Below are 10,575 nucleotides of genomic sequence, written 5' to 3'. Positions count from 1 at the left end.
TCGAGGTTTTCGCAGATTGAAGCGAACGCTTGTTTGGCTTCAGCAGTTTCAAAGCAAAACCGCGTCCCAAGGTTGCCCCGCTCAACCCACCAGTCGATTTTATCTCGTCGTGAAATGCGCGATGCCTCACCGCGCAGCTGATCGAGTTGGCTTCCGACGGCGCGGACGATCAAGCAGTTCTTGGTGGCCATGGAAAATTTCTCAGGAAATATAGCCAAAAGAAACCACGGAAAGTTACTGCCGTTCCTAGGTGAGGCCTAATTCTTCAATCGGCTGGCCTCGAAAATGAGGGCAATTTGAAAAACCGGACCAACTTCCGAGCGGACCTCGATAGCCATGTCCTGCTGATCGCGCAAACCAGGCGCATCCTTCAACATGGCAGCCAACGTATTTGCGGCCTCCAGCTCAGCGGCCCTTTCATTCGTCAGTTCTAGACCTTCTTCGTCCGGGTAAAGCTCGGCTCCGTCCCTGATGTCGAAAAAGTAGCGGATCACAGCAACGTCTCCAGCGCGGTCCAACGCTGGCAACCATTCACTGTTCCTAGACCACCAAGAGGCGCTGGTTTCCCCGCTTCAAGGCCTCACGCCCTACTGCTGGATGGCTGCGGGGCCGGCACTTTCTGCTGAAGCTGGGGCGCCGCAACGCGGTTCTTGAAGTAATCGAGCACGAACAGGCGTATCGCGGACGATAGGTTGCCTTGCTCGCGATTGCTGTCGATCTCGCCGACCAGCTCCGACAGCGTCATGTTGCGCAGGCCGGATATCTCCTTCATCCCATCCCAGAAAGCCTCTTCCAGGCTGACGCTAGTCTTGTGCCCGGCGACGACAATGGACCGTTTTACGACGGGGGATCTCATGTGTATTCCTCGCTCGATCCGGCGTAGGAACGCCGCCCTTCTTATATTACCACGAATTTCTAGTGGGTCTCGTGCCCTTTGACCTATGTCAACGGTCGTCGCTGGCTTGGGGCACGATAGGGCATGAACCAGACCAAGGAGCCGCGCCGGATTCAGGAACCGCCGAAGCCCAGGCCTTCGCGCCTGGAGGAGGCTCGCCGCCTCATTGAGGTGTATGCAGAGGATCTGCGGGAGATCATTAGAAACCTGCGCCGGAAGCTGAACTAATACCCGGCCTTAACTCCTGGCTCGGCCGAGGAGCCAATCACCTCGTACTCGAACGCGACGCCCTCCGGGTCATTCTCGTCGAGCCAAGCGTGCGCGATCTCTTCCGTAGCGAACACCTTGAGATCCGGGCCCTGATCGTAAATCCAAACTGTCACATCTCGCGCCCTCTCGTGGGAAATCAGTCCGACGCTTCACGCCCCGTACCGACAATTTCGTGCAAACCGGATGAAATGCGTCCGGGTGATAGATCTGGTTGTTTCGCTCGACTAGGTAGCCGTAGAGCCGGGCCTGCCGCAGAGTCTTTAGTACCCCATGCGAAAGAACCAATATAACAATCATTCAAGCATCGGCTTTAGAGAGTGTTCCTAATGGCAAAGACGGTACTGCACGCAGTCACAGATCCCTGTCCATTGCAGGATGGCTGCGGTTCTTGATCTTAATCCAGAACTTCTGCCGGCCGCCGCGGTAAGGCCGATCGCGAAGTTTGGAGACTAGGCCCTCAAGACCTATGCGGCACGCAGCCCGGAATAGGTCAGGTCCGATCTCGCCTCGCTCGAAGGGCGCAACCGTGATGCCGTCCAGGCGTCGCGCTAGCAATTGCTCCAGGTTGGTCTTGCGCAGGTGCAGCGGAAGGTCGCGCAGGTCGTCACCACCCATCGCCAGCACGTCGAAAGCGTAGAGCTGCGCTTCGTGATCGTGTCTGCGGGAGTGAAGCGCGTTGAAATCGGAGATCCCATCGACGCCAAGGATCACTCTCCGTCGATGACGAAGTGCTTCTGGCGGTTCTTCAGCGCCGCCTCGGCGATCCACGGATAGCGCTTGGTCCAGTCGCTGCCGTTGCGGGACAGCAGGCGCACGCGCGTATCCTCCCGAATAACCAGCATCCGGTAGCCGTCGTGCTTTACTTCGTGGATCCAGTCCGGCCCGTCGGGGACCTGCTTGCCGGCAGTCGCCAGGCAGAGCTCGTACGTCATACGCATGTGCTGAAAATAGGCATTTGCCGATAATTTTACGAATCTTGGAACGCGCTTGGGCTTTTGCCGTTCTGCCTCTGCTCCGATGAGGTCCCCCCAGGTCGGAGCGCATCTGGAAACAGCAGCATGGCGGCCTCAGTATATACCGAGCTGGGGCCGCTCTTATTTGAGAACCTAATGTTCAAAAGCGAACAGAACCGATCGCCGAATTTTCTTAGCCTCGAAATCTTGGCGAATCCCAAATACCGCCAAGGACCTCCAGCGGCCCCGGCCTCCATACCTCCAGAATCCCACCGGCCGGGGCCTCTTTGCGGCCACGCTAAGTTCGACTGTCCTAAGTTATTGTCGGAACGATTACACGGCCTTAGCATCCACGAACAGAAGAGCATTCTCAAATGCCCTAAGTTCAAGGAGCCGCTGAGGGCCGCGCTAAAGCTGCCCAATAAGGACGGCCATGAAGTCCGTCTCTACAAATGCTCATGCGGTGAGCTGGTCTGGGACGACTGAAGGCCGATGCTCCCATGAGCAGATCGCTAAATCAGGGGCGATGCTGTTTGACGTCCCTACGGGCTGGGCCATCCCGAACCGCCGAAAGCTTACGACCACTCGGCAATAGGGCAAGTGCCATGCTGGCCGATCACGCGCGCGCCAGAAGTGTTACTAAGGAACATTAGCGTTTTACCTCAGTCCTGCTTACTGTTCGGCCAGGAACTGGGCGTTCAGGCGATGAAGATACTCAGACAGGCAATCAAGCAGGTTAGCTCTCCGATTTGCACCAAGTGCGATATCGAAATGGCGTGGTCACATTCGAGCCTTATTAAGGCCGAGCAAGCCGTGTCGCATACCTTCACGTGCCCCCGCTGTAACCCTACCGACGAAACAAGGACGCCCGTGAAGACAAGCAAGAATTAGGGCGCCTCAGTTGGTGGCCGCTCGCGTAATCAGCCGCACATAGGTCCGCTCTCGTGCAGCTCGAGCCAGCCGCGCTCGACTGCGTGCTTGATCCCGGCGCCGAACTCGGAGCCGCTCGCCTTCAGCGAGTAGAGGAACGGCGCGTTGATCTTCTCGATGTGGATGCGGCCGTCATGGACGGCTTCGATGCCGGTGGCGAGATCGACGAGCTTGCGCGCCGCGGCTTCGGGATTGGCAAAGGGACGTTCGACGGTGAGCTTCATGAACTAGCCGTAGCGCGATTCGGGCCCGGCACAGGATCTGGCTTGAGGTATTTCGACGCTTTTGGCAGAATCCCTTATTCTCAACTGGGAATACGGCCATGCCCGAATTAGGAACCCGGGAAATGGACGGTGAGCGCATCGCCATCTCGCTCCACGTCATTCGCGCCTCCCTGAAACTGCTTCAGGAAACGAGACCCTTCGCGCGACCGCCGTATGGCTCTCCTGGCAAGAAAATCACACCTGAGAAGCCCGAAGGCGTTTCGCTCGCATCAGCGCCGTTACACACGTCCGGGTCACTTAGGCTCTCATCCGGTCGGCTCTGATCCGCCACTTGGCTGCATATCCTTATCGGTCAAGCAGCTGCCAGCCGTTCTAGGTCGCTCTATTCCCCTTCGTCGTTCGTGACCTTGCCACAGGGTAAGCACCTGTACACGCGAATGAATGGCCTGTTGTTGATCGCCGGCAGTACGCCCAACAGCGTCATTTCCCGTCCGCCTGCCTCGCAGACCGGAACTTTGGAACCCCCGTTGGAACTCTTTGGCATTCCTCGGAGTTCCATCCTGGATCTTATCCGGGAAATTACGGGAACAGCTGCGGACGTCACGAGGTATACTGACGTTGCAACCTACCGAGTCGGGTCGGAGAATGGCGAAGTCGTCAAAGCTTGTCGCGGCAAAAAAGGGGCTGGTGCTCCTCGTGAGACGTCGGAGCGATGGGCGCTGGATGTTTCCAGGCGGGCGCAAGCGCGTAGGTGAGAACGAGAGGAAGTGCCTTCGCCGAGAGATCAGCGAAGAGCTGCCTAACCTCAAGCTTGGGTCTGTGAAGCTCTGGAAGGAAGTGAACGCGAAGAACCGCCGATCTGGCCGAAAGATGAGCGACGCGATCTTCGTGGCTAAGTCGGTTTCCGGTCGCCTAAAGATCGGGGACAAGAAAGAGATCGACAAGGCTGCCTGGCGCAAGCCCCGTGGTCTCCGGCTGACTCCCACTTCGCGCTATATCCGTGACAAGCTATTTCCATTCTGACTGAGCCGAAGGATGGCCATCATCGGTATCCCATGGCTGGGATCACAGGTTTATTCCAGTTGGTCGTTTATGAAGAACGTTTCTGAGCACCGTTTTTACGCAAGGTGTGGTTGCGATAGGCGGCGACAGAGTATCCATAACAGGCCGCATAAAAGTTCCGCGAGCCAGCGGCGGAGCAGGCTGAAGTTGTAGCCGGCGGCGGCGAGCACGGCGTTGATGCGGTCGCCGTCGCGGCCCTTGAGATGGTTACGGCGCATCCGGTGGTCGTCCTTGAGATGGCCGATCACAGGCTCGACGGCGGCGCGACGCCGCATCTCGCGGCGGATCGCTTTGGTGACACGGCGAACCTGGTAGCCCTTGTCGCCGTGGATGCGGCGCGCTGCAACACCTGTGAGCTTTTCGAGGTCGGCGCGTCGACAAGCTCGAGGCGGTAGCCGATCGTGGCTACTACACAGGCGAGGAGATCAAAGCCTGCGCCGATGCCGATATCGCTGTGATACTGCCGAAGCCGAATACGACGGGCATGGAGGCGAAGGGCAAGTTCGGCAAGCACGACTTCGCATACCTGGCCAAGCAAGATGTGTATCGCTGCCCGGCTGGCCAGTTGCTGGCATATTGGCTCACAACAGTGGATGGCGAACGCACCATTCGGCGCTACGCCACGAAAGCTTGTGGAAGCTGCCCACTGAAGGCGCGCTGCACCACGGCCAAGGACCGCGTCATCTCCCGTTGGGAGCATGAGCACGTCATGGAGGATGCCCAGAGGCGGCTTGACGCCGATCCTCAGGCGATGCGTCGCCGTCGAGAGACGGTCGAGCATCCGTTCGGCACACTGAAGATGCGCATGGGCGCGACGCACTTCCTGATGAGGCGTCTGCCGAAGGTCGCCACCGAGATGGCGCTGCACGTGCTCGCCTACAATCTCACGCGCGTGATGAACCTCATCGGTATCAAGCCGCTCATCGCAGCGATGCAAATGTGATGTTGCACCATCTTGCGCGTGTCCCTCCGCTTCGGGATCCTTCAGAACCACCGCAAAACGCTTGAGGCACGGATTCTGCGATCGACGTCAGAAAATATGCCAACTTGCCAGCAACTCACCCGACCGGCTCAGGCTGCTTTAAGGTGTTTTCACGCAACCAAGACCCGGAACGGACCTCGCATAATGTTGGTCGATGTCCTATAGTCGGTGACGCCAAGGACACAATAGTTGGCCCATATAGGGGGCCCAAATGGCTGATTTCTTGCTGCCTGAGACGCGTTACGCTCTCCGCGGCGACGTCAGTATCGCTTATCAGACGATGGGCGCGGGCCCCGTGGATATCATCGTGGTTCCCGGCCTCGCTTCGCATGTTGAGTTCATGCATGAGATGCCAGGTTATACTGCATTTCATCGTCGTCTTTCGACATTCGCTCGTGTCGTCACTTTCGACAAAAGAGGTCAGGGGCTATCGGATCGAATATCCGACGCGCCTTCGCTTGAGCAGCGCATCGACGACGTCCGCGCCATCATGGATACCATCGGCTCTAAACAAGCAACTCTCTTTGGACATTCCGAGGGGTGCCCGATGAGCGTGTTGTTCGCGGCAACCTACCCGGAACGGGTATCCCGCCTGATCCTCTTTGGGGGGTACGCGGTGGCAGCAATGTTGTCGAATGATATGGAGCGAAGAATTGCGGAGCGCCTGAAGTTTTGGGGCACCGGCGAAATGTTGAAAGCACTCTCACCGAGCCAAGCAACGAATCAGAGCGCTATAGATCAGTTTGGCAAATACCAGCGGTTGGCAGCCAGCCCCGGAGCGATCAAGGCAATCTCGCTCTTGAACGCCCAAATCAATGTCAGGGCGATACTTCCGAACGTACAGGCTCCGACACTTGTGCTTCATCGCAAAGGCGATGTTTTAACCCCCATCGAGCATGGTCGCAACTTGGCGGCGCAAATACCGAATGCCAAATTCATTGAATACTCCGGTCAGGATCATTTCTACTTTTCTGGCGACTTGGGGACGTTGCTCGAAGACATCGAGGAGTTTGTGACAGAACATCGCGAGAGTTCATCGACTGATCTTGATCGCGTTCTGGCGACTATCTTGTTCACTGATATTGTCGATTCGACGCGCAGCGCTGCTGCGATAGGCGATCGGGCATGGCGGAGATTGCTGGACAGTCACGATCAATTGGCAGTTCAAACCATCGAAAAATATCGCGGAACTTTCGTTAAGACGACGGGCGATGGAATTGTGGCAACGTTTGATGGACCGGGCCGCGCGGTTCGCTGCGCTTTGTCATTGGAATCGGCCTCGAAGCAAATGGGCTTGCCGTTACGTGCGGGTCTCCATACTGGCGAAATCGAAATTAGAGGTCGGGATATTGGAGGAATAGCCGTGCACGCCGCAGCTCGCGTCATGGCGCAGTCTCGGGCCAACGAGGTTCTCGTTTCAAGAGTTATCACTGACCTGGTTGCCGGGGCAGGTCTGAAGTTCTCCGAGCGCGGGTCGCACGAACTCAAGGGCCTCCCGGGTCGATGGGATTTATTCGCTGCAAGCGCATAGTGAATGTCTGCCACTGTGGCGTCGATCTCGACGCCGTCGAGGAGAAGGACGCGCCGCACACCTAGCCCGATGCGGTGCTCCGTGAAGCGAATTTCACCGTGATTGACCGGAGCACTGAAGCGCGCACGGCCGAGATTACGGTGGCTCGGTTCTAGTCATGGGCAAGAAATTGCTTCCCCCCGAGTTTGTGTCCCATCGGATCGCCCATCGGCTTGATGGCTACGTCGTCGATCACGGTGGTGGCGTGCCTCGCGCTGTCGCTGAGGCGATGTTCGATGCGATGCCGTGCGTTGGCCGCTCCAGCGAAATTGATCGTATTCGCCGCCGTATGCTCGTCCGGCAGCATGAGTATGAGTTTGCACAAAAGGTGCGCAAGGCTCGTGAGGAGCGCTTCAAACGCGCGAGAGCGCGCAAGAAATCAGTGGTGTGACGTGGGTTGGCTGTCGTTTCTTTCCTGCGACAGCGGTCATCCGGAAATGCGACCGCGCTGTCCTTCGATGGCGCGGCCGTAGGAGGTTAGAATGACCAACATCGATGACAAAGAGCGGGACGAGTACGACGTACTGCTCGCTGCTCTCGGCCGTTCTTTTGACGAGGACGTGCGGATCGCGATCCATGAGAGCGGCCATATCGTGGCCGCGCGGTTGCTTGGGCATTCTCTGGGCCGGAGCGACGGTCAATCCCTGCCCCGGCTACGGCGGCCGGGTTTGGAGCGACCGACACATGGAGGCGTATGCCGAAGGCCGGGGCGATGCTTTTCACGTTCGCCATGCACTTGCTCCGTTGATGCCGCAGCCAGGTGAGGATCACAGTACCGTCTCCGACATCTACGGGAATTGTTACACTCAGGTGATCGAGTTGATGGCCGGCCGCGCTGCCGAACGCATGTTGCTCGATGGTGAGCCTATCTTGCCCGTTGATGATCTCCGGCAGGCTCGTGAGCTGGCTTTGCTGTTCTGCAAGTCCGAGGAGGCAATCGAAAGTTTCATCGAGCATTGCGAGGTTGCGGCGCGCGATCTCCTGATGCCGCATTCCGATCTCGTGATGGTGTTGAGCACGGTACTGCGGATCAAGCGAACGCTCGATGGAGCCGAGATCGACAAGATCATCCTAGAAGCGGAGACGCGCAAGGCGCTGGCGATCGAACATCGGCGCCGTGAAGACTGGCGCAAGCGCGAGGTGGCAGCCGCGCGATTTCGCGCCCAATGCGATCACACCAATGCGGCAGCCGTGCCACCTTCTGCACCAGATCAGGTGCCGTAATCGACGACATCAAAGATCAAAGGCACGGCGGATGTAACCGGCCTGACGATCTTGGAAAGGCCCCGACCTGCAAGCGTCGGGGCCTTCTTTCTGGAACTCTATCTCGACGCGAACGGCACCGGTCCTGTCCTATTTCAACTCGCGTGCGGACTTTCGCTGCTGAGGCAAAATACGGTAATTTTAGTCGCCTCACAGGGATGGCTCTAATGGCTACGACGCTTCGAGAGATGGCGCTCACGGCTGATCTCGTCGTTCGCACCACGCGCTTGGTCGAGGATGCAGGCCCTAGTCCCGGCGCGGTCTACATGACTGGTGAAGATTACGACGTGGTCATAGGCAACGTTCTCGCACACGCTCCAGCCGGTGATGTTTGGCTCTTTGGTTATGGCTCACTTCTCTGGAAGCCGGCATGTGAATTTACCGAACGCCGGATAGCCACGGTTCGGGGATGGCATAGGGCGTTTTGCTATCGCGTGGCCCGCTTTCGGGGCACCCGAGATCAGCCGGGATTGATGCTCGCACTTGATCGCGGCGGCAGGTGCAAAGGTATGGTCTTTAAGCTCCCTCCGGCGCAAGTCTCGGCGAGCCTAAATGCCCTGTTTCGTCGCGAAATGATGGTCAAACCAGCGGTGAACGTGCCTCGTTGGATGGTGGTTGAAACAGATGAAGGTCTGATCCGTGCTCTGGGAATGGTGGTCAACCGTCATAGCCCGCATTACGCTGGGAAGTTGCCGTTAAATGATGCCGCCGATATTCTGGCATCAGCTGCGGGACACTGGGGCTCCTGCGCTGAGTACCTAAGGGAGACTGTGTCCCGACTAGAGGAATTAGCCATTCACGACAAAGCGCTATGGCAACTCCAAGCGCTAGTGGCGGAAAGGCTGCAATCTACACTTCGCGACGAAGCATCGACGGCAGACACCACTCAATCGGGGTCCTGATAGTCGCTTTTTGGGCTTTACAGCTCCCGCTCCATCGCCGGATGCCGCTGGTTCTTGACCTTGATCCAATGCTTCTGCCGGCCGCCGTGATACGGCCGGTCGCGGCGTTTTGACACCAGTCCCTCAAGTGCCCATGTTGCACGCGGCACGGCGTAGATCAGGCGCAAGGTCGCCACACTCGAATGGATTGACGAACACGCCCTCAGGACGGCGCGCCAATCGGCGCTCCCGAAGGCGCAGAACTGCACTTCATGATCCGTGCTTGCGCGAGTGAAGCGCGTTAAAATCTGAGATGCCATCGACGCCGAGCGACCGCTTCACCATCGAGCACGAACTGCTTCTGGCGCACCTTAAGCGCGGCCTCGACGATCCAAGGATAGTGGCTGGTCCAATTGTAGCCGCCGCGCGTGATAAGGCGAACGCGGTTGCCATCGCGCTCCAAGCGCAGGCGATAGCCGTCGCATTTCACCTCATGAAGCCTATCTCATAGGAACCTATGTCGGAAAGCGGTATTATCATCCATCACCGGCCAAGGCTCTGTCTCTGTCCGTAGGCGTCGGTGGCTGAGAGACCGATAGCGCTCCCGCCTGCAAAGCGGAGGGAGTGCCGGCATGACCGACCGTCGGCCAATTCTATCTTCAACAAGCATCATGTATGATCAGATCGAGGCGCTGCGTCGCGTCATTGAACAGGCGCGAGAGCTGCTAAAGCAGCCCCCGCCCGACACATTCGTGGGGCGAAAGACCTATGAGCCGTTTGTTCCAGAGCAGACGGATGGCTAGCATAGGCAATTTTAGGAACGCTCTTGATCGCCTAGTGTAGACCTCGGTCAGCTAGGTGCATGCTCATGGGTATAGAACAGCTCCCCCCGCGTGCTCCCTCATGTCTTTGCGGAGGGAAGGTTCAGGCTTATGCTCAGGCTTCCCGATCCCAAGAGCCAGCGGGAGACACGCCTGTTTAGGTGCGAGTGCGGCGAATTGATTTGGGAAGATTAGCAAGCTGCCAGCCGACCCGTTTGCCCTCTTCATTGATACGCTGGACCTGCGACTTATTCGACAACGCTTAGCCTAGGCGATCGGCTCGGTCATAGCTTGCTCCCGTTGTCGATGCGAAAGGCGAACTTGGAGCGTCTGCTGGCGCGGCGTCCTGAAGGTGTGTTCGTCAATCCTTTCGAACTCGGTACGTGATTGGAAGGTCGCGCCGGAGTTTTGCCAAGGCAGCTTCGTTCGAAACGGGGATCGCTCACTTCTCACCGACTCGTGAATTTCCCTGCGCGGGTCTACAAAACCGGGTTGATCGAGATGGTCTCTCGCACCACGAGCGCCACGGGAGCAGGGCCGAGTGTGCCGGTGCCCGACGGGGCCAGCGCCGACAGTGCCAAGGGTCCTAGCGGCCAGAGAAAGCGAGCATCAACCTCCGCGCCCCCACGCGGCGTAAGCGCTTGCGCTTGAACCTCCTCCGAATTGATGGACACCTGTAGTAGGCTCGAAGAGCCAGGAGGTGTCGGATGGAAGGACGTCAACG

General features: G+C 58.1%; 16 protein-coding genes and 2 pseudogenes. 8 read left to right on the top strand and 10 right to left on the bottom strand.

Annotated features, from left to right (window positions below; all coding sequences use genetic code 11):
- From SO140_RS44620 to SO140_RS44610, 3 genes are all read right to left on the bottom strand, one after another.
- Positions 1-191, bottom strand: a 191-nt coding sequence (locus SO140_RS44620; protein ID WP_498541998.1) for a hypothetical protein, incomplete at its 3' end; no start/stop codon positions are given.
- A gap of 66 nt (positions 192-257) precedes the next feature.
- Positions 258-494: a DUF6894 family protein gene (locus SO140_RS44615; protein ID WP_474801742.1), complete on the bottom strand. Its 237-nt coding sequence runs from the start codon at positions 492-494 to the stop codon at positions 258-260.
- A gap of 86 nt (positions 495-580) precedes the next feature.
- On the bottom strand, positions 581-856 hold the full coding sequence (locus SO140_RS44610; RefSeq protein WP_474801740.1) for a ribbon-helix-helix domain-containing protein: 276 nt from the start codon (positions 854-856) through the stop codon (positions 581-583).
- A 123-nt stretch (positions 857-979) separates the two neighbouring features.
- Here SO140_RS44610 and SO140_RS44605 point away from each other — a divergent pair, with 123 nt between their 5' ends.
- A complete protein-coding gene (locus SO140_RS44605; RefSeq protein WP_474801738.1) occupies positions 980-1,123 on the top strand; it encodes a hypothetical protein in 144 nt (47 codons plus the stop codon).
- Here SO140_RS44605 and SO140_RS44600 read toward each other — a convergent pair.
- From SO140_RS44600 to SO140_RS44585, 4 genes are all read right to left on the bottom strand, one after another.
- A complete protein-coding gene (locus tag SO140_RS44600) occupies positions 1,120-1,278 on the bottom strand; it encodes a hypothetical protein (RefSeq protein ID WP_474801736.1) in 159 nt (52 codons plus the stop codon). The two genes, SO140_RS44605 and SO140_RS44600, sit on opposite strands and share 4 nt — an antisense overlap.
- A gap of 238 nt (positions 1,279-1,516) precedes the next feature.
- Positions 1,517-1,876, bottom strand: coding sequence for an ATP-dependent DNA ligase (locus SO140_RS44595; protein WP_498544097.1), 360 nt, complete (start codon positions 1,874-1,876; stop codon positions 1,517-1,519).
- Entirely contained in the window at positions 1,873-2,097 is a 225-nt protein-coding gene (locus tag SO140_RS44590) for an ATP-dependent DNA ligase (protein ID WP_474801732.1), read from the bottom strand. The genes SO140_RS44595 and SO140_RS44590 overlap by 4 nt, the downstream gene beginning before the upstream one ends.
- Positions 2,098-3,038: 941 nt before the next feature.
- Positions 3,039-3,272, bottom strand: coding sequence for a hypothetical protein (locus SO140_RS44585; RefSeq protein WP_474801730.1), 234 nt, complete (start codon positions 3,270-3,272; stop codon positions 3,039-3,041).
- A gap of 645 nt (positions 3,273-3,917) precedes the next feature.
- Here SO140_RS44585 and SO140_RS44580 point away from each other — a divergent pair.
- Positions 3,918-4,295 carry an NUDIX hydrolase gene (locus SO140_RS44580; RefSeq protein WP_474801728.1) on the top strand — a complete coding sequence of 126 codons (378 nt, stop codon included), beginning with the start codon at positions 3,918-3,920 and terminating at the stop codon, positions 4,293-4,295.
- A gap of 95 nt (positions 4,296-4,390) precedes the next feature.
- On the opposite strand, the pseudogene SO140_RS44575 reads toward SO140_RS44580, so the two are convergent.
- A pseudogene (locus tag SO140_RS44575) lies at positions 4,391-4,705 on the bottom strand (transposase); the annotation flags it as partial.
- Between the two features lie 5 nt (positions 4,706-4,710).
- Here SO140_RS44575 and SO140_RS44570 point away from each other — a divergent pair.
- From SO140_RS44570 to SO140_RS44550, 5 genes and pseudogenes are all read left to right on the top strand, one after another.
- A pseudogene (locus tag SO140_RS44570) lies at positions 4,711-5,277 on the top strand (transposase); the annotation flags it as partial.
- A gap of 250 nt (positions 5,278-5,527) precedes the next feature.
- A complete protein-coding gene (locus tag SO140_RS44565; RefSeq protein WP_498544096.1) occupies positions 5,528-6,847 on the top strand; it encodes an adenylate/guanylate cyclase domain-containing protein in 1,320 nt (439 codons plus the stop codon).
- Positions 6,848-7,004: 157 nt separating this feature from the next.
- Entirely contained in the window at positions 7,005-7,277 is a 273-nt protein-coding gene (locus SO140_RS44560; RefSeq protein ID WP_474801724.1) for a hypothetical protein, read from the top strand.
- A 293-nt stretch (positions 7,278-7,570) separates the two neighbouring features.
- Positions 7,571-8,110 carry a hypothetical protein gene (locus tag SO140_RS44555; protein WP_474801722.1) on the top strand — a complete coding sequence of 180 codons (540 nt, stop codon included), beginning with the start codon at positions 7,571-7,573 and terminating at the stop codon, positions 8,108-8,110.
- A gap of 206 nt (positions 8,111-8,316) precedes the next feature.
- Positions 8,317-9,051 carry a gamma-glutamylcyclotransferase gene (locus tag SO140_RS44550; protein ID WP_474801720.1) on the top strand — a complete coding sequence of 245 codons (735 nt, stop codon included), beginning with the start codon at positions 8,317-8,319 and terminating at the stop codon, positions 9,049-9,051.
- 280 nt (positions 9,052-9,331) lie between these two features.
- Here the strand turns inward: SO140_RS44550 and SO140_RS44545 are convergent, their stop codons facing one another.
- Complete coding sequence (locus SO140_RS44545; RefSeq protein WP_474801716.1) at positions 9,332-9,520, bottom strand: ATP-dependent DNA ligase; 189 nt, start codon at positions 9,518-9,520, stop codon at positions 9,332-9,334.
- Between the two features lie 142 nt (positions 9,521-9,662).
- On the opposite strand from SO140_RS44545, the gene SO140_RS44540 reads away from it, so the two are divergent.
- Positions 9,663-9,833, top strand: a complete 171-nt coding sequence (locus tag SO140_RS44540) for a hypothetical protein (RefSeq protein WP_498542004.1) — start codon at positions 9,663-9,665, stop codon at positions 9,831-9,833.
- A gap of 497 nt (positions 9,834-10,330) precedes the next feature.
- Here SO140_RS44540 and SO140_RS44535 read toward each other — a convergent pair.
- A partial coding sequence (locus SO140_RS44535; protein ID WP_498544095.1) for a hypothetical protein occupies positions 10,331-10,575 on the bottom strand: 245 nt, incomplete at its 5' end.

The organism is Bradyrhizobium sp. UFLA05-108 (genome assembly GCF_059803455.1).
Note: the sequence above shows the minus strand (reverse complement) of the source record. Positions and strands in the feature narration are given on the sequence as shown.

Coding starts and splice junctions, on each gene's coding strand:
- SO140_RS44610 (WP_474801740.1), bottom strand. CDS start 856: ATGAGATCCCCCGTCGTAAAACGGTCCATTGTCGTCGCCGGGCACAAG.
- SO140_RS44605 (WP_474801738.1), top strand. CDS start 980: ATGAACCAGACCAAGGAGCCGCGCCGGATTCAGGAACCGCCGAAGCCC.
- SO140_RS44590 (WP_474801732.1), bottom strand. CDS start 2,097: ATGACGTACGAGCTCTGCCTGGCGACTGCCGGCAAGCAGGTCCCCGAC.
- SO140_RS44585 (WP_474801730.1), bottom strand. CDS start 3,272: ATGAAGCTCACCGTCGAACGTCCCTTTGCCAATCCCGAAGCCGCGGCG.
- SO140_RS44580 (WP_474801728.1), top strand. CDS start 3,918: ATGGCGAAGTCGTCAAAGCTTGTCGCGGCAAAAAAGGGGCTGGTGCTC.
- SO140_RS44565 (WP_498544096.1), top strand. CDS start 5,528: ATGGCTGATTTCTTGCTGCCTGAGACGCGTTACGCTCTCCGCGGCGAC.
- SO140_RS44560 (WP_474801724.1), top strand. CDS start 7,005: ATGGGCAAGAAATTGCTTCCCCCCGAGTTTGTGTCCCATCGGATCGCC.
- SO140_RS44555 (WP_474801722.1), top strand. CDS start 7,571: ATGGAGGCGTATGCCGAAGGCCGGGGCGATGCTTTTCACGTTCGCCAT.
- SO140_RS44550 (WP_474801720.1), top strand. CDS start 8,317: ATGGCTACGACGCTTCGAGAGATGGCGCTCACGGCTGATCTCGTCGTT.
- SO140_RS44540 (WP_498542004.1), top strand. CDS start 9,663: ATGACCGACCGTCGGCCAATTCTATCTTCAACAAGCATCATGTATGAT.